Raw genomic sequence first — 16,979 nt, 5'->3', positions numbered from 1 at the left:
CAACCAGTCATCGTTCGCCCTTCGTTGATGAAGGAGTAGCTGTGGAACGTCGCAACTTCCTGCGCGGTGCAGTGATCGGCACATCGGCTGCCGTGTTCGGCGGGACGCTCATGCATGGTGCCGCGTACGCGGCCCCCGCCCAGAACGGCACGAGCCCGTACGGTGGCCTGTCGGCAGCCGACGCCAACGGGATCATGCTGCCCAGCGGCTTCACCAGCAGAGTCGTCGCCCGCTCCAGCCAGACCGTCCCCGGCACCTCCTACACCTGGCACAACGCCCCCGACGGCGGCGCCTGCTTCGCCGACGGCACGGGATGGATCTACGTCTCCAACTCCGAGGTCGGCACCGGCGGCGGCGCGGGCGCCGTCAAGTTCAACTCCTCGGGCACGGTCACGGGCGCCTATCGCATCCTCTCCAACACGCGGAACAACTGCGCGGGAGGCGCCACCCCGTGGAACACCTGGCTCTCCTGTGAGGAAGTGAGCCGCGGCTACGTCTACGAGACCGACCCGTGGGGCGTGACGGCGGCCGTACGCCGTGACGCGATGGGCCGCTTCAAGCACGAGGCGGCCGCCGCCGACCCGGTCCGCAGGGTGATCTACCTGACCGAAGACGAGTCGGACGGCTGCTTCTACCGATTCATCCCGACCACCTGGGGCAACCTGTCCTCCGGCACCCTCCAGGTGCTGGTCGCCGGCACCGGCACGTCCGGCTCCTTCAGCTGGACGAACGTGCCCGACCCGGACGGCTCACCCACCTACACCCGCGACCAGGTCGCCGGCGCCAAGATCTTCAACGGCGGCGAGGGCTGCCACTACGCCAGCGACACCGTCTGGTTCACCACCAAGGGCGACAACCGCGTCTGGCAGCTCAACCTGCTGAACAGCACCTACGAACTGGCCTACGACGACAGTCTGGTCACCAACGGCACCGCACCGCTGACCGGCGTGGACAACGTCACCGGCAGTTCCTCGGGCGACCTGTTCGTCGCCGAGGACGGCGGCAACATGGAGATCTGCATCATCACCCCCAACGACATCGTGGCCCCTTTCCTGCGCATCACCGGCCAGTCCAGCTCGGAGATCACCGGCCCGGCCTTCTCCCCGGACGGCAGCCGGCTGTACTTCTCCAGCCAGCGCGGTACGTCCGGCAGCTCCTCCGGGGGCATCACCTACGAGGTGACCGGACCGTTCCGTACATCCGCCTGATCGGCCGGTGACGGCAGGGGGCGGCGCAGCTGCACCGCCCCCCGCCCGCCGTCCGTGAAACACCAGCCGTCGGACCGGGGCTTGATGCCCAGGCGCCTTGCTGGGTCTGCCGGACATCGTGCCGACGGAAGTCGGTTTCCCGGCCCGCGCCTTCGGCACCTCGCTGTCGGTGCTCAGCGCACGGGGAAGCCGCAGGTGTATCCCTGCTGCTTCAGCCAGGGAAGGATCTCGCGCAGGGCCGCCACGGTCTGGGAGCGGTCGCCGCCGGCGTCATGGAAGAGGAGGGTCGGGCCGTTGGCCAGCTCGTTCTTGACGGTCGCGATGATGGCGTCGGCGCCGGGACGCTCGAAGTCCTTGGAGTCGACGTTCCAGCCCAGTGGGCGCATGCCGTGGGAAGCGGCGAGGTGTCGGCTGTAGGGCGTGAAGGCACCGCCGGGAGCCCGGTAGTACAGCGGCTGGACACCTCCCGAGGCTTTGGTGATCATGCGGTCGGCGGTCAGGATCTGCTGCGCCTGGTAGGTGTCGGACTTCTTGTCCATGGTGGTGTCGTGCGACACGGAGTGGTCGCACAACCGGTGACCGGCCGCCACCACCGCCTTGACCAGGTCCGGGTGGGCCTGGGCCTGCGTGCCCACCATGCAGAAGGTGGCCTTCACGCCGTTGTCCTGGAGCACCTGCAACACCTGCGGTGTCCAGATGGGGTCAGGTCCGTCGTCGATGGTGATGTTGACGCCGCGGGCACCCTGGTCCGAGGAATGGGCGATGCTCTCCGTCACCGGTGCTCGGCCGGAGTGCGGTGCGGCAGGTCGCGCCGACGCGCCCGACCCCGTGTGCTGTCCGGCTATGGGCCCGGCCTGCGCTGTCCACACGGAAGCGCCGGCTGCCAGCGCCGTCACCCCGACCGCCGCCGCAAGTACCCGGCCGTACCATCCCCGCCCGCCATGCCGCGCCATGTGCTGTTCCTTGTCGTCCCGGTGGTCTTGCGTGCACCTGCCAGGACGACGGAAGGGCACTGCGGGATCCGCCTGTTACTGATCACGGACAATTCCGCGGGGGTTTCAAGACGCATGAGCATCCGCGTGCGGCGACGTATCCGGAAGTTCCGGGTCCTCGCGCCAGACCGCGGTGATCGAGACCAGAGCCTCCCACGACGACTCGGCGACGATGCCGGGGCAACCCGATGCAAGCGAGGGCTAAATGGTGATCACGAGTTTTCCGCGTGTCTGCCCGTCCAGCATGTAGCGGATCGCGGCGGCGACCTCGCCGAGCGGGTAGGTCCGGTCGACGGCGGGTGCGACCCTGCCGGACTCGATGAGTTCGCGCAGGGCTGTGAGGTCTTCGGCGTTCTCCGATGAGACGAACGTCCCAAGCTTCTGGCCGATGAACGGAGACAGCAGCTGAGCGCGTATCTGGCGGTCCGTGCCTCCCAGCCAGCGTCCGTCGGTCTCTCCCCCGACGATGACGAGCCGTCCGCTCGGGGTGAGGGCGCGGCGCAGATCGGACAGCCGGCGGTTGCCTCCGGTGTCGAGGATGACGTCATACCGGTTGGCGCCGTCGGCGAAGTCTTCCCGGGTGTAGTCGATGACATGGGCGGCGCCGAGCGCGCGGACCATGTCGGTCTTCGGCGTACTGCACACGGCGGTCACTTCGGCTCCGTATGCCTTCGCGATCTGCACGGCGAACGTACCCACGCCTCCCGACGCGCCGATGATCAGCACCTTCTGTCCGGCCCGGACTCGTGCCTGGTCGCGAACGGCCTGGAGCGCGGTGAGGCCGGAGACGGGTACGGCGGCAGCTTCGCCGAAGGACAGGTTCGCCGGCTTGGGGGAGAGCTTGTCGGTGCGGACACGTGCGTACTCGGCGAACGAGCCGTTGCAGATGCCGAACACCTCGTCTCCCGGCTCGACGCCCCTTACCTCGGCGCCGACGGCCGCGACCGTTCCGGCGAGGCTGCGGCCCGGGTTGGCGTACTTCGGCCGCCGGAGGCCGAACCCCGCCAACCGGACGGGATAGGGCAGGCCGGCCATCAGATGCCAGGTGCCCCGGTCCACGCCGGCCGCGCGCACCTTCACCAGGACCTCGTCACGCCGAATCGTGGGCCTGCCGATCTCCGCGAGCCGGAGAACGTCCTCGGGCCTCGGCCCGTACCGGTCCTGGACGACCGACTTCATGGTCTTCGCCTCGTCGGGCGCGGCGGCCGGCGGGGCGGGGTGGTCGAACTGCTTGCGCTGCATGGCGACACTCCGGGTCCTGGGGCGCTCCTTACAACGTAAGGTTCGCCCTTACGCAGTAAGGTTGTCAAGGTCGACGACGGGAGGACCCACATGACCCCGCGGACCGCGCGCGATCGAGCACCTCGCATCCCGCTCAGCCGCCAGAAAGTGCTGCACGCCGCTGTCGTCCTGGCCGACGAGACCGGGCTCGAGGCGCTGACGATGCGCAAGCTCGGCGAGGCCGTCGGGGTCGAGGCGATGTCGCTCTACACCCACGTGGCCAACAAGGAAGATCTCCTCAACGGCATGATCGACGTGGTGTTCGGAGAGATCGATCTGCCTTCCGGTGACGACGACTGGAAGACGGCGATGCGTCAGCGCGCGATCTCGGTCCGCCGGGCCCTGTCACGGCACCGCTGGGCGATCGGTCTGATGGAGTCCCGGCGCTCGCCCGGCCCGGCAACACTGCGGCATCACGACGCCGTCCTCGGATGCCTCCGCAAGGCCGGCCTCTCCGTTGCCCTGACCGCGCATGCGTACTCGGCCCTCGACAGCTACATCTACGGGTTCGCGCTGCAAGAGAGCAGCCTGCCGTTCGACACACCCGCCGAGACCGCCGAGCTGGCTCAGGCCATCCTGACCGAGGCCCCGGCCGACCAGTACCCGCATCTGGCCGAGCTGACGACCCAGCACGTGCTGCGCCCCGGCTACGACTACGGCAACGAGTTCGAATTCGGGCTCGACCTGATCCTCGACGGGCTCGAGAGTGCCCGCGGCCAAGAATCTCGGTGCTGAGCTCGGGGGCTCAGCACCGGAGGGAGATCACACGCGAGTGCGTGAGGCGTGCCGGATGCCGGAATTCGTCAAGTCCCCGGGTGTGAAGAAAGCCGCTGCAATGCGGAGTTGAGGCGACAGCGCCGCCCAGAGCTCGTCGAGGAGGTCACCGCGGGTCTCGGCGGTGGTGCGGATTTCCAGGAAAGGGGCACCGGTGGCGATCTCCTGCCCGTCCGAGTGGTAGGTCGTCATGAGCACCCCCTCGCCGGGAGCCAGGGCGCTGACGTGCAGCGTGAGCCGGTTCGTGGCGCTGCGGTCCCCGGTGCTGCGTCGCGCGGCACCGAACCATGCCTCGCCGCCCTCGCGGTTGTCCGCGATCACGGTCAGACGGGGAGTGAAGATCGGCGGGTCCGGTTCGTAGTCCAGCCCCTCCAGGGCCAGGAGCGGATCCCGCCCGGAGGCCAGTCGGCCGGCCACCGTGGAGACTTGCTCCCCATTGCCGAAGACCAGCCATGCACCGCTCTGACGTGCGGCGACGTAGTGCCGGAGGCGGGTGTTCGCGCGCCTCGGAGGGAGCGACGATCAACTCGCCTTCAGGTGTGAGGTGCAGAGTGCGGGCCTGGGAGGCGGGGCTGCGCCCGGTGAGGAAGTAGGCGCCGAGCATGGTGCCGTTGCCAGTTGTGCACCACAGCACGCCGCGGCCGGGGTAGGAGTTGTCTGCCAGTGCGTCCTTCAGCAAGTCCACGGTGGTTGCGCCCCTTTGCGTCATGGCTTCGCGTCGCGAAGTCGCCGGGGGACATCCAAGCGGATCAAGGAAAGTCCGGCCCGTCGGCTGCGCGTTACCCACGGGGCCCAGTGCTCCACGGCGCCCGAACCCGACTCGGACGCCCCCGTCAGGACTCGGCGCCACCGGGCTTGGGTGAAGAGAACAGCACGTCAGCAAGGACGTAGCGGTTCAGAGTGCGGCCGAACGCGGACTGATAGGACCGCTGAATGAGCGTGCCTACTGAGTCGTCGAGCGGTATCTCCAGGGCGCGGGCGGTGTCCTCGAGGTACTCGAGGACGGTCAGTGGTTCGGGCTGACCCGATCCGGGGATCGGCACGAGGGGGGCAGGCGCCGTGGTCCCGGGCGGTGTCACGGGCTCGTATCCCGCTGGATGCAGGTCGTAGTACCAAGGCGCGCCGGTGAGCGGGTCGAGGACTGGCGCGTAGCTGACGTAATAGCGGTGTCGCAGTCACCGTGCCAGAGGTGGTGTCGCCGCTGAGTGTGCTGGCCGATCATGGTGTCCCCTTGGCGGACGTGTGTTCCACCGGATTGGTGAGGCATGTCCAAACGGTCACCCCACGACCTGCTTGCGCATCTTGCGGCGACCTTGCGGCCCGTGCAGCATTGGCGAGAAACTTTCCGTAGCGATTCGATCACCGAAGGTGCTGATGGAGTTCCGGCTGCTCGGCGAGGTGCGGGTGATGCTGTCGGGTCGGTCGCTCGACGCGGGGACGCCCTGGTATCAGGCGGTTCTCGCGGCGCCGGCCGTGGACCCGGGGCGACCGGCGCTGATCGAGACCCTCATCGACCGGATCCGGGGTGACGACCCGCCGGCCGAGGCGCGTAATGCCGTGTGGGCGCAGTTCCTTTACAGGGAAGCGCTGAGCCGGGTCGCGGATGTTTCTCCCGCCGCCCGCCCTTCGGGCCCGTCCGCACTGGCGGCAGCAACGGTTCGGCCAATGGCCACTGTTCATCCGTCAGGTCCGACGGCTACCCGTCTGAACCACTCACGTCAGGCTCAACGACCGCCTCGGCGCAGAGACTGGCAGATCTCAAACACGGTCCTGAACTACGGCGTCACGCACCGACTGCCCTTGAAGACAAGGTTGGACTGTGACGGGTGGGGAGTGGTAGGAGTGATCATCGGATTGGGGCATCGCCGGCCCAGGAATGTCTCGGTGGCGCGCTATGACGATTGACGACGTGGTTGCCGCCACCGCCGACTTAGTGGCGCGAACACCTGACGGGCATCCGGCGGAGATCGACGTGAACGACCTCGTCTTCCGGATCGCGGAGCGTGTCGAGAAAGGTGAACTCGTCGTGCGCAGGCACCCAGTCGGCTTCCTGCACGTCGACGTGTCCGCGCTCGGAGGAGCGCCCCACGAGGTCGAGTTCCGACTCCACCTGTGGAACCACCCTGAGCCGCGTAGGGACGGTCTCGGGAACCTGCACGATCACGGCTGGAACATGGCCAGTGCAGTTCTGATCGGTGAGCTGGAGGAGACAAATTTCACTGCGGCCAACTCGCCGGACGGTGAAGTCGCGTTCGTGCGCGTCACCTACACGGCAGAAGGTAACGATTTCACTCAGGAGGGCAATTGCAGTATCACCGAAGTGCGTCGGCGACGCGTACCGGCTCCGCTGGTCTACCGACTTGGTCCGCGACTCCTCCATAGGAGTGCGGTTGTGAAATCACCGACGATTACCTTCCTCGTCGCTGACAGACGGAGTGTCGGCCCATACCAGCCCCTGGTTGTGGTCGCGGCTGAAGAAGCGCCAAGGAGTGTAGGGCTGCGGCCGGTAATACCGCCGCAGGATGCCGCTGAAATGCTGCGCGCCGCCATCAGCGGGCAATGACATGTAGCCAAGGGTGCCCCATTCTCCCCGTGAGACGTTGGTGCAACATTATCCGAGAAGCAGGAGCCTTAAGCCACGCTGATGCCTACGGAATTCGAGGCGAAAATCCTCAATATCGACCCCGCTGCGATGAGCGAGCGAATCCTCGCGCGCGGCGGTCGGCAGGTGCGGGAAACCGCACTCCTTCGACGGTACGTTTACGACATCGTCCCAGGCGACGAAACCACATGGATGCGGTTGCGCTCAATCGGCGATGACGCCACGATTTCGGTCAAGCGAATCCTTCATGACGGCATCGATGGTACTGAGGAATTTGAAATCAGCGTCAGCGACTTCGATACTGCGAACGTGATACTCGGGTTGCTCGGGTTCATTCCTAAGTCTTACCAAGAAAATCGTCGCACCTCGTTCGTCTTGGACGGAGCAGAGGTCGAAATCGACGAATGGCCCCTGCTGACACCGTATCTTGAAATTGAGGCGGAGTCCCGCGACGCCGTCATTTCAGTGGCAGCGAAGCTCGGCTACGACGAAGATTCGTTGACCGGGCTCAACACGATGGGTGTGTACGCGGCCGCAGGAATCAACCTACGTTCCTTGACGCGGTTGACTTTCGACAGTACATCGGCAGAGCCAGGCGAGGAACCATAGATGGAGACGCCCGGTCGCTTGTTCATCAGCCTTCTCGGTCCGCCCAACGTTGGGAAGTCCACGTTGGCCGCAAAGCTGAGCGACGAGTTCGCTGCGGCCATTATTCGACCACGGGACGCTATCAGAGGAGCAATCCAGTGGCGACCCGGGCTGGCCGATCTCTTCGGACCAGTCGACCATCTGGGATGGTCGTCGGACTACGCTCTGGCTTTCGCGGTCCGTCTAGCCGTGGACGCTGTAAGGAGCCGAGATAACGTACTCCTCGAGAATCTACCCTGGGATGTACTGCAATTGCTGGACCTTTACAGGTTCACCGCTGACGCAGGGGCACGTCTCACTGTCCTGCTTATCGACACTCCGGACGAAGTGCTCTTGGAGCGCGGATCAAATCGTCGCGTATGTCAGACTTGCGAGCGTGATCCCAGCGAATTGCCGAGAAGGCCGGCCCATGCCGCAGCGTCTGACCCCGATCGCTGCGCCACTTGCGGAGGCGCACTGTCCCGGCGGCCTGACGATTCAGAGACGACACTAGTCGAACGGATTCGACGCAGTCGGCGCTACTTGACAGAGATGCGGCATTGTGCCTCCGCTCTCGATCTACCGATCCGCGTGATTGACGGGACGAGCCTCCCTGAACGAATCTACCGCGAGGCGCGCGATGCGGTCGCATCGATCCACAGGTAGGTCTGATCCGGACTGCTATCTGAGAATCGAGGAGCTATGAGGACAACTGCACGGTGGGCCGCGTCAAACGAGCGTTGGTTGAGCGTGATAGCGGCCACTGCGTCTGCGCTGCTGTTCAGCATTTACACGGGTATTGCGACCACTTCCCCGCCCGCCAGCGGCTCCGGCTTCGCGGCCTTTGTCGACAGGCTGTCCGACCTGGGTAGCGTCAACTTCCTTGCGCTTGGAGGGCTGCTGGCGCTCGTCGCCCAGGCAGTTCTCGCCGAGGCAGGCACTCAGTCACGACGCATCCGTCAACAGGCAGAGGGCGAGCAGCTTACCGAGGTGTTGCTTGAGGGCGTCAACGGCCTGCTTCGCGCCCAGAATCCAGGACCCGTTTATCGAAGTCTGGTCGCGATTGCGGATCGCAAGAGGGGGGGTCCGTACCTCGGTAGTTGGGGCCAACATCCGTACTGACCCAGAGTTCAACCTCTCGAAACCTATCGACTTCGGGGTCGCGGGCGAGGCGTTCGTAACGCGGTCGGTGCGCGCGGCTGACCTCGATGATTCGAACCGCGACCTCGGTCGGGACGGCAGCCGGGTGCCAGGGATCTGGAGGGAGACGCGCTGCGTGCTTGCCTACCCGCTCATCGACTCAGACCACGTGGCGTACGGAACACTCAACTTCGACAGCAACGAATCGTTGGCGGTGAGCCACCTCGGCGATCGCGCCGTCCAAGACGCCATCGGGCAGATCGCGGGAGTGGTGAACTACCTCATGCGCCATCACAGCGCCTCTCGTGAGGTGCCTCTCCCACGGTAGGTTGCTTCGGCCGATTCAAGCTGAGGAGCGGATGCGGTCCAAAGGTTCCGCCGCCTCGTCCTTCAGACGTCGTGCACGAGTCGAGGTCAGCACTGGGCCGCCGGACAGTCCGAGGTCGACCTCGCCGTCGACCATCTCCAGCATTGGACGACCCTGCAGGGCCGTACGGCCGGCACTGGTCAACTGTGCTCGACGTTCGGCCGCTGTGCCGCCCTCCAGGACGTTGTGAAGCCAACCGCGGTCAGTGCCGTGCCAGTCGCCCAGACCGGACATCGCGGGGTCCTCCTCGCCCCGTCCGCATCATCCGTACCCGCGTCGGTCGCCGCGCGTCATGGTGAGGCGTGGCGAGGCACATCGCATCGGCGGCGGGCGGTGGCGTATTCGAGGGCGCCACCGTTCAGGAGGTATGTGGGGTTGTACTCGTTGACGATTGCCAGGCACTCGGCCTCCGTGCTGGTTCGCATGGTTCCCGGATCCAGTGCGGCGGACTGGTCGCTGCCCTCGGTCGCGTTCACGGTGAGGTCGAGGCAACTCTGGGAGGGGTCTTCTCCGTCCGGAGTGGAGCCGCGTGCCGCGGCGTCCAGGTAGAGGATGGCGTCGGCGCAGTCCAGGGGCATGTCGACCGGGGTGATACGCAGGGAAGCGATGACGTCGTCGACCTGGGCGTTCTGCGCTTCGGTCAGTGTGCCGTAGGTGTAGAGCACGTAATGGGGGCGGGACAGGAACCAGACCCTGTGCACGGCGGTGCGGGTGCGGTTGTAGTCGGGCAGGACATCCGTGTGCACGGTCCACGACTGCGCCTGTGTGCCTGCGATCGTCATGACCTTGACGGGTTCGACCCTTGTGACGGTCTGCTCGCGCACATCCATGTCGATCACGGCTGTGCCGCCGGCGGCGGGGTCGGCTCCTCCGGTGGAGAAGCGCTTGGCGAACATGCCGAAGTCGGAGTTCTCCGTGCCGTTGGCGCCGCCTTTGATGGAGTTCATCCCCGGCGCCCATTCGATGGCGAGCCCGGCGTTGTCCGCCGAGTCGACCGGCGAGAGGTCCATCGCGTATCTGCTGTCCATGCCGTCGTCGAAGTTGAGGCTGTCCTGGGGCACTTGGGTGGCGTCCCAGGAAGCGGGCATGGTGACCTGCAGCCCGCCGAAGAGGGTGGTGATCGACGGTGTTGAGGTGGGCGTGACGGTGGGGCTCAGCGACGGGCCTGCGCTCGCGCTCGTGGGCGGTGAACCGGCGGCGGCCGGTTGGTCGGCTGCCCGAGTGGCGGCCGGTGAGGAAGTGGGGGGTTTTGCGGTCGACTTGTCATGGTCGTTGGCGGCAAGGGCAACCGCACACGTTGTCACCAATCCTCCGAGCAGCGCCCCCATCAGGATCCTGCCTTTGCGCGGGCGTGGGCGCGGTCGGGCGGTCGCGGGCCGAGGCCGAAGTGGGCCGGGGTCGGCTGCGGACTCCGGTCGAGGTCGGTCGGCGTCGGAGACCGACGGCTGAGCCGGGTCCCTGACGACGTCGTTGACCTTTTCCGTGGCTTCATCGATCGTTCGTGTCAGGTCACCGTGATCGAGCCAGCCGCCGCGGTTGAACTCGGCCCGTAGGTCGTCCAGTTCGGTGCGGGCCCTGTCCAAGGCTGCGCGTGCCTGCTGCCGTTCGGGGCCGGCTGCCCGGGACCCGGTGATCGCCGTGTCGAGCGACGCCAGCGCGGCTTCTCCCTCCTCCAGCGCTTGGTGAGCCGACTGGCCGCTCCGCCAGTTTCCGGACGCAACGAAGGGAACGATCTCAGTCAGGTCGGTGTCGGCGCTCGGAACGTCCCACTCGGAGTCCTGAAGGTTCACTGTGGGCCATTCGTCGGGGTCCCCGTACGGTCGGGTGTAGGAGACCGTCGGGAATGCCACCGTGCTCTTCTCTCCCAGCAGTTGAGCGACCTGCTCGGCGAGCTGCGCGGCCGAGGGGCGCAGTTCGGCGGTGTGGTTCAAGGCGGCGGTCACCGGCTCGCGCAGCGGCTCGGGCAGGGACGACAGGTCCGGCCGGCCGTGCAGGATGCGGCTGTCACGCCCCATGGAGGGCCCGTACGGATGGGTGCCCGCAGCCGCGTAGGCCACCAGGATGCCCCAGGTGAAGATGTCGCACTCGGGACCGCTGCTGCCGTGGAGAAGCTGCTCGGGTGCCATCCATCCCTCGGTGCCGGGCTGCCGGAGCCTGGTGATGGCGGTGGCGTCGGGATGGTGGGCGATACCGAAATCGACGATGCGTGGACCGTCGGCGGCGAGGATGACGTTCTGCGGTTTGAGATCACGGTGAGCCACGCCCGCCGCGTGTATGCAGGCGAGGGCGTGCGCGACGGCGGCGGCGAAGGTGAGCAGGTTGTTGCCGCGCAGCGGGCCATGGACCTGGACCTGCCGTTGCAGTGTGTTGCCGGGTACGTAGGGCATCGCCAGCCAGGGAAGATACGCGTCCGGGTCGGCGTCGATCAGCCGGACCAGGTACGGGCCCGACACCTTGCGCAGGAGGGCGACTTCGCGGGTGAACCGGGCACGATGGTGGGCGTCGGAGGCGAACTCCGGCCTGATCGTCTTCACTGCCGTCGGTTCGCCGGTGCCGGGGTGGTAGGCGAAGTGGAGCGTGCCCATACCCCCTTCACCGATGGCGCGCAGGGGAGTGTAGGGACCGATGCGCGACGGCAGACTCACCGCGTGCTCCTTGCTGGTTCGACGGGACTGCCGCGGGCTCCACGTGCCGACGACGGGATGAGCGCCGGTGATCTACAGGAACGGTCGTGTCTGGCGCAGACCTTCGCGCCACCCGTCCTCGGCAACACGCTCGGAGTATAGATGTGGTGATCGCGTGAAGGAGCGCCGGTCGTATCGTGGACCCAAGGAGGTGAAGAGCTCAGGCGTTTCCACGTGCCGTGGTCCGCCGCCTCAGGCGTGGCGGCAGCGAACTGCACCGCCGCGACACTCGATTGCACTCCTCGGCGCGTGGCGCCCCCACTCCGGAGACCGCGCCGCGTCCCCACACTCGACCGGAGCCCCATGCGCGAACGCCACACTCTCGTCCTCGGTCTCATCCTCGTGGCCCTGACCGGCGGCTGCACGGCGCAGACGCAGGAGCCGAAAGAGCCGAAGAGCGGGGACACCCCGTCCATATCGCGGACCCCTACCTGGGAGGGGAAGGAGGACCAGGAAGCGGCGATAAAGCGCGCCACGCGCGCCTTGAACGCCGTTGAAGCCGAGGGAGGCTCCCGCGAGGACTCGGGCACGGCAGCCCTGGCGCAAGGGCTGGACAAGACCATCACGGCAAAGGGCGACAGGCCCTATACGTTCGACATCGCCTGCCAGACCCCCGCGCCGCACACGCTCACCCTGACCCTGGTCCGGGGCGAGGCGCAGAACGAATGGGAGATGGAGTGCGGCGACCGAGAGGCGGACCAGTTCAACATTCCCGCGGGTGCCCCTTTCACCGCCAGGATCGCACCGTCGAACCGGGACATCGACGGCCTCGTCGCCTGGCGACTCAACACCGTCGCTCCCGAGGACGTTCAGGACTGCGTGGACGACATTGCGGGTTGCGGAGCTGATGTTTCGTCAAGCGTTCCTGCGCGGAGGCCGACTGAGCGCGCTAGTTTTGCGCCATGGCCCACATGAAGTCGCCAATCACCGCTCTGGTCCGCCTGGACTCGGCTGTAGGACAGACCGAGGACTGGATCTGTACACCGCACGGACGCGACGCATGCACCCGTGACATCGTCGCCGTCGCCGACCTTCAGACCAAGGACGCCGTCCAGCCCTACCGGGTCTGCGAGGCGTGGCTCGCCGAGAACGAAGACGCGGCCGCTTACCTTGCTGCGCACGGATACGACAATCCCAGCGCGCTGCGAAGCCCTCGCAATCGCACTGACCTGGGGCGGAGGGAAGCGGCTCGGACGGACCACTGAATCCATGCCGATCGGGCGCCCAGGGCTTGCCGTCGATTGACAGGTTTCCTTAGTGTTTCACGGGTGAGCAGCTCGACCGGACGAGGAGGAAATCTCCCGGCGGCCTTCACCACGTTCGTGGGCAGGCGGCGGGAGATGGCGGAGGTCCGCCGCCGCCTCGGTACCGCTCGGCTGCTGACGCTCACCGGTGTGGGCGGGGTGGGCAAGACTCGGCTGGCGCTCGAGGCGGCCGCCGCCTCCCGCAAGGGCTTCGCCGGCGGGGTGTGGCTGGTGGACCTGGCACCGGTGCAGGATCCGGCGGCCGTGGCGGGTGTCACCGCCTCCGCCCTCGGCATCCCCGACCTGTCCTCCCACCCCCTCCTGGAGCAACTCGCGGACCATCTGGCCGAGCGCCAGTGCCTGATCGTTCTCGACAACTGCGAGCACCTCGTCGACGCCTGCGCCGAACTCGCGGACAGCCTTCTCTCCGCTGCTCGCGACCTGCGTATCCTCGCGACCAGCCGCCACACGCTCGGCATCTCCGGCGAACACGTCTTCTCCGTCCCCCCGCTGTCCGTGCCGGACGACGCCGTGGAGCCGCGGCGCGACCAGGTCGCGGCCGGCCGCCCGGAGTTCGAGGTCACTTGCGCGCGCCGATGACGAACTCCGGACCGACCGCTTCGCGGACGGCTCGAATGACCTGGAGCGGGAACCGCATCCGGTTTTCGTGGGAGCCTCCGTACTCGTCGTCACGGTGGTTCCAGAAAGGCGTCCAGAACGAGTCCAGGAAGCGCCCGTAGGCCATGAGCTCGATGCCGTCGAGCCCTGCGGACCAGGCAGCGCCGGGCGGCGTCGACGAAGTCCCGCAGTACTCGGTCGAGGTCCCATTGCTCGGCCGCCTTGGCAAATGCGCGGTGTGCGGGCTGGCGTACCTGCGCCGCCGTACCCGCCCGGCACTGACGGTGTGGACGTCGGCCGAGGCTGCGGACTGGGAGAATTCGACTCTGCACGTGACCGGCTCGCGGGTGGAGCACTGGCCGGGCGTCGGGCGCTACTTGCACGAGGAACGACCCGAGCGCACCGTGCGGCTCATCCGGGAGTGGTCGGACGCGGTGTGACGACCACCGAGGCGGCCGTCGGCATGACGAGTTCGGCGTGACTGCCAGGAACGGCAGGACACGGCCATGGTGCGTCACCGACCCCGGACCGACGCGCCGCCGAACCTGCGGATGAGTTCGACGCGCGACGTGATGTGCAACTGCTGGAAGACACGGCGAAGGTGATAGTCGACGGTGCGCGGGCTCAGGCAGAGCCGCGCTGCCACTTCCTTGTTGGTCGCGCCCGCCGCGACCATCCGGACGATCTCGAGCTGACGGGCGGTCAGGCCGTCCGTGCCCACAGGATCGGCAGGCAGGGATCTGCCTCCGGTCCGGGAAGTCGCGCTGTCACCGCTGGCGCGCAGCTCGGCACGGGCACGCGCGAGCCAGAGTCTGGCCCCGTGCCTGCGGAAGATCTCCGCGGCCTCCCGGAACTGGACACGGGACTCCGCCCGCCGGCGTTCGTGCTTGAGGTACTCGCCGTAGAGGAGGGCGGTGCGCGCCTGCTCCAAGGGGCGGTCACGGGGCTCGTGCAGGCGCAGAGCGAGCCGGAAGCAGTCCTCGGGGTCTTCCTCTGCCAGGACCGCGCGGCACTGGGCCACCAGTGCGATCGGCCAGCCGCGGCCGACCCCTTCCGCCCACCGTGCGAACGCCGCGGTGGTCCGCTCCGCCCGCACGCGGAATCCGGCACGGACGGCGGCCTCCACATAAGCGGGAGCCGCCTGGAGAGCGACACCGGGGTGCCGCGGCTTCATACGGCTCAGCCGGCGGAGTTTCGCAGTCGCCTCCTCCCAGTGTCCCGAGGCGAGATCCACATGAGCCAGGCCCCACAGACCCAGAGCGCAGGCGAGCCCGTTTCCGTGCTCCCCCGCCTGGTCGACGACCCGGTCCGCGTACTCCTCGCAGGTCTCGGTGTCACCGGCGAGCCCCGCGGCGAGCATCAGGATCCCCATCAGGTTGCGAACGCACGTGAGCTGACCCGTCCCGCGGGCCAGTCGCAGCGCCTCGGTCGCGACGCGCCGCGCAGACTCCGGTCCGCTCAGCCAGCACTCGGTGTAGGCGAGGTACTGCATGGCATGCGCGACCGTCGGGGTGTCACCTGCCCTGCGGGCCAGCGCCACCGCACGTGCCGCCAGCGCACGGGCGTGGGAGTCGTCGGCGACGAACAGGGCTCCGTGGGCTGCCCAGGTGAGCAGGAGGGGGTCCGTCGCCTGGGCGGCCTCTGCGAGGCTCCTGCGCAGCCGGGGAGCGGCGGTCGGCAGCCCGCGTAACGACTCGGCGACTCCGAGGAGGCAGTGCGTGGCGAGCCGCGCGTCGGGCTCGTCCGGGACTGCGGGGCCACCGAGCAGCGCCTGCGCCCGCTCGGCCGCCTGTTGCGGTAAGTCCTCGTTTCCTGTGGAGAGACCGGCCTCTCCCGCCGCGGCCAGTGCCTTGGCGGCAAGGCGGGTGTTGCCGTCCGCCAGGACGTCCGCGGCGGTCAGCAGTGCGTCGAAGGCGGCGTCCGGTGTGCCCTGGCGAAGCGAGAGGACGCCCTGCAGAAAGGCGATGTCCCCTCGCAGGGATGGGTGTTCTGCGCCGCCGAGCACCTCTGCTCGCTCCAGCAGCCGGTCGGCGTGCCGCAGTCGCCCGGCCATGCTGCTGCAGCTGGCGGCGGCGACGAGGCGACCGGCCCGCGGAGCGTCCTCGACGGTCAGCTCCGCGGCACGTTCCATGAGTACGGCGGCGTGGCACGGCTCGCCGTCCCGGCGCGCCCTGGCGGCCTGGCGCTCCAGTTCGTCGGCCAGAGCCGCGTCTGCCTCCGTCGACAGGGCGGCCTCGTGCCAGCCGCGACGGTCGTCGTGGTCGGCGGCGAACGCACGCGCCAGCAGTTCGTGCGCCCAGTGCCGTTCGGCCAGATCGGGGCTGTGACGGATGGCCCGGGCGAGGGCGGCGTCGCAGAAGGTTACGGTCGTCCTCGACAGGGTGATCAGCCCCGCCGCCTCGGCGCTCTTCAACGCCGTGGGGTCGATTGCCGCCAGTTGGGCCACCCGGTACAGCGTGGGGGGATCCAGGCGCGGTTCCGTGGCCAGGAGTATGAGCAGCCGGCGGCAGTCGTCGGAAAGCCCTCGCAAGGGCGCGAGCCTCAGTCGGGTGAGCCGCGGCCCCAGCGGGAGTGGGTCGGGCAGCCGTGGCAGCTCCGCCAGCTGACCGGGACTGAGCGTCCGCAGGAGCTCCAGAAGGACCAGCGGATTGCCGTCGGCAGCGTGGACGAGTACCTCGCTCACTGCAGGCGCCACCGCCGACAGGTTGCGCCGCGCGATCAATCGCAGGCAGTCGCGGTCGCTCAGGCCCGTGAGACGGAGTTCGGGTACACCCGGCATCAGCTCGGCTGCCTCCCCGTCCGCAGCAGCCAGGATCAGGACCCGTTCGGTGCTGATCCTGCGGGCCACAAGACCCAGGACGTGTCGTGACTCGCTGTCGGTCCACTGCAGGTCGTCGAGGCTGATGAGCACCGGGCGCCGGGCGGAGCTCCGGGAGAGAAGGGCCAGGACCCCGACGGCGATCAGTGATCCGTCGTGGGGCGGCGGCAGACCGAGATGTATCCGCTCCAGCGCCTCGGCCAAGTGGGGCGGGAGACGCCGTACGCCGACGGCCAAGGGGCGGACCAGTCGCTGTATCGCCGCGTAACCCAGGTCCTGTTCCGCCCGCACTCCGTCGGCGCGTACGGTGTGGAACCCCTGCGCGAGGTGCGCCGCCTGCCGGATCAGCGTCGTCTTGCCGATTCCCTGATCCCCCGTCAGCAGCAGTGCGCCACCCCTTCTCGCACGTCGGCAGGCCTCGATCCATGCTCCGAGCTGCCGGCGCTCGGCCTGTCTGCCGATGATGCTGTGCTCGGTGCCGTACGTCATGACGTACGCCTCCTGGATGGACTGATCCTGAGTCAAGAATAGTCATTATTCGCGGGCGGAAGCGCAAGAGAGGCGGCCGAGCCCGCACCGTGGTCGTGCGGGGCAACAGGGGCGAGCGATGGCCATGGACCGGGC

19 protein-coding genes are annotated in these 16,979 nt (G+C 67.9%); 11 read left to right on the top strand and 8 right to left on the bottom strand.

Annotated elements, in window-relative coordinates; all coding sequences use genetic code 11:
- The first annotated feature begins 41 nt into the window (after positions 1 to 41).
- Positions 42 to 1,208 (top strand): alkaline phosphatase PhoX, encoded by a 1,167-nt coding sequence (locus ABZO29_RS04610; RefSeq protein WP_367318825.1) that lies wholly within the window; start codon positions 42 to 44, stop codon positions 1,206 to 1,208.
- A 173-nt stretch (positions 1,209 to 1,381) separates the two neighbouring features.
- On the opposite strand, the gene ABZO29_RS04605 is transcribed toward ABZO29_RS04610, so the two are convergent.
- The gene (locus tag ABZO29_RS04605) at positions 1,382 to 2,161 is read right to left on the bottom strand and encodes a polysaccharide deacetylase family protein (protein WP_367318824.1); all 780 of its coding nucleotides are present in this window, start codon (positions 2,159 to 2,161) and stop codon (positions 1,382 to 1,384) included.
- Positions 2,162 to 2,401: 240 nt separating this feature from the next.
- A complete protein-coding gene (locus ABZO29_RS04600; protein ID WP_367318823.1) occupies positions 2,402 to 3,442 on the bottom strand; it encodes an NAD(P)-dependent alcohol dehydrogenase in 1,041 nt (346 codons plus the stop codon).
- Positions 3,443 to 3,532: 90 nt separating this feature from the next.
- Here ABZO29_RS04600 and ABZO29_RS04595 point away from each other — a divergent pair, with 90 nt between their 5' ends.
- A complete protein-coding gene (locus ABZO29_RS04595; RefSeq protein ID WP_367318822.1) occupies positions 3,533 to 4,216 on the top strand; it encodes a TetR/AcrR family transcriptional regulator in 684 nt (227 codons plus the stop codon).
- Positions 4,217 to 4,243: 27 nt separating this feature from the next.
- On the opposite strand, the gene ABZO29_RS04590 is transcribed toward ABZO29_RS04595, so the two are convergent.
- Positions 4,244 to 4,705: an IMP cyclohydrolase gene (locus ABZO29_RS04590; protein WP_367326041.1), complete on the bottom strand. Its 462-nt coding sequence runs from the start codon at positions 4,703 to 4,705 to the stop codon at positions 4,244 to 4,246.
- A gap of 383 nt (positions 4,706 to 5,088) precedes the next feature.
- Positions 5,089 to 5,334, bottom strand: a complete 246-nt coding sequence (locus tag ABZO29_RS04585) for a hypothetical protein (protein WP_367318821.1) — start codon at positions 5,332 to 5,334, stop codon at positions 5,089 to 5,091.
- Between the two features lie 295 nt (positions 5,335 to 5,629).
- Here ABZO29_RS04585 and ABZO29_RS04580 point away from each other — a divergent pair, with 295 nt between their 5' ends.
- The 5 genes from ABZO29_RS04580 to ABZO29_RS04560 all read left to right on the top strand — a co-directional run bounded on the left by ABZO29_RS04580 (position 5,630) and on the right by ABZO29_RS04560 (position 8,606).
- Positions 5,630 to 6,160 carry a hypothetical protein gene (locus tag ABZO29_RS04580; RefSeq protein WP_367318820.1) on the top strand — a complete coding sequence of 177 codons (531 nt, stop codon included), beginning with the start codon at positions 5,630 to 5,632 and terminating at the stop codon, positions 6,158 to 6,160.
- Positions 6,150 to 6,818, top strand: coding sequence for a hypothetical protein (locus tag ABZO29_RS04575; RefSeq protein WP_367318819.1), 669 nt, complete (start codon positions 6,150 to 6,152; stop codon positions 6,816 to 6,818). Before ABZO29_RS04580 ends, ABZO29_RS04575 begins: the two co-directional genes overlap by 11 nt.
- An 81-nt stretch (positions 6,819 to 6,899) precedes the next feature.
- Positions 6,900 to 7,466 (top strand): class IV adenylate cyclase, encoded by a 567-nt coding sequence (locus ABZO29_RS04570; protein WP_367318818.1) that lies wholly within the window; start codon positions 6,900 to 6,902, stop codon positions 7,464 to 7,466.
- Positions 7,467 to 8,150 carry an AAA family ATPase gene (locus ABZO29_RS04565; protein ID WP_367318817.1) on the top strand — a complete coding sequence of 228 codons (684 nt, stop codon included), beginning with the start codon at positions 7,467 to 7,469 and terminating at the stop codon, positions 8,148 to 8,150.
- A 78-nt stretch (positions 8,151 to 8,228) separates the two neighbouring features.
- Positions 8,229 to 8,606 (top strand): hypothetical protein, encoded by a 378-nt coding sequence (locus ABZO29_RS04560; RefSeq protein ID WP_367318816.1) that lies wholly within the window; start codon positions 8,229 to 8,231, stop codon positions 8,604 to 8,606.
- Positions 8,607 to 8,967: 361 nt separating this feature from the next.
- On the opposite strand, the gene ABZO29_RS04555 is transcribed toward ABZO29_RS04560, so the two are convergent.
- Positions 8,968 to 9,225 carry a hypothetical protein gene (locus tag ABZO29_RS04555; protein WP_367318815.1) on the bottom strand — a complete coding sequence of 86 codons (258 nt, stop codon included), beginning with the start codon at positions 9,223 to 9,225 and terminating at the stop codon, positions 8,968 to 8,970.
- A gap of 56 nt (positions 9,226 to 9,281) precedes the next feature.
- Positions 9,282 to 11,636, bottom strand: a complete 2,355-nt coding sequence (locus ABZO29_RS04550; RefSeq protein ID WP_367318814.1) for a serine/threonine protein kinase — start codon at positions 11,634 to 11,636, stop codon at positions 9,282 to 9,284.
- Between the two features lie 342 nt (positions 11,637 to 11,978).
- Here ABZO29_RS04550 and ABZO29_RS04545 point away from each other — a divergent pair, with 342 nt between their 5' ends.
- The 3 genes from ABZO29_RS04545 to ABZO29_RS04535 all read left to right on the top strand — a co-directional run bounded on the left by ABZO29_RS04545 (position 11,979) and on the right by ABZO29_RS04535 (position 13,519).
- Complete coding sequence (locus tag ABZO29_RS04545) at positions 11,979 to 12,590, top strand: hypothetical protein (RefSeq protein ID WP_367318813.1); 612 nt, start codon at positions 11,979 to 11,981, stop codon at positions 12,588 to 12,590.
- Positions 12,587 to 12,880, top strand: a complete 294-nt coding sequence (locus ABZO29_RS04540; RefSeq protein WP_367318812.1) for a hypothetical protein — start codon at positions 12,587 to 12,589, stop codon at positions 12,878 to 12,880. Before ABZO29_RS04545 ends, ABZO29_RS04540 begins: the two co-directional genes overlap by 4 nt.
- Before the next feature lie 63 nt (positions 12,881 to 12,943).
- A complete protein-coding gene (locus ABZO29_RS04535; RefSeq protein WP_367318811.1) occupies positions 12,944 to 13,519 on the top strand; it encodes an AAA family ATPase in 576 nt (191 codons plus the stop codon).
- On the opposite strand, the gene ABZO29_RS04530 is transcribed toward ABZO29_RS04535, so the two are convergent.
- A complete protein-coding gene (locus ABZO29_RS04530) occupies positions 13,500 to 13,664 on the bottom strand; it encodes a hypothetical protein (protein WP_367318810.1) in 165 nt (54 codons plus the stop codon). The genes ABZO29_RS04535 and ABZO29_RS04530 overlap by 20 nt on opposite strands.
- On the opposite strand from ABZO29_RS04530, the gene ABZO29_RS04525 reads away from it, so the two are divergent.
- Positions 13,663 to 13,977, top strand: a complete 315-nt coding sequence (locus ABZO29_RS04525; RefSeq protein WP_367318809.1) for a hypothetical protein — start codon at positions 13,663 to 13,665, stop codon at positions 13,975 to 13,977. The two genes, ABZO29_RS04530 and ABZO29_RS04525, sit on opposite strands and share 2 nt — an antisense overlap.
- A 74-nt stretch (positions 13,978 to 14,051) precedes the next feature.
- Here ABZO29_RS04525 and ABZO29_RS04520 read toward each other — a convergent pair whose 3' ends face one another.
- The gene (locus tag ABZO29_RS04520) at positions 14,052 to 16,880 is read right to left on the bottom strand and encodes an AAA family ATPase (RefSeq protein ID WP_367318808.1); all 2,829 of its coding nucleotides are present in this window, start codon (positions 16,878 to 16,880) and stop codon (positions 14,052 to 14,054) included.
- Positions 16,881 to 16,979: the final 99 nt, after the last annotated feature.

This window comes from Streptomyces sp. HUAS ZL42 (genome assembly GCF_040782645.1).
Classification (GTDB): Bacteria; Actinomycetota; Actinomycetes; order Streptomycetales; family Streptomycetaceae; genus Streptomyces.
The sequence above is the reverse complement of the archived record's forward strand: the minus strand, read 5'-3'. Positions and strand labels throughout refer to the sequence as shown.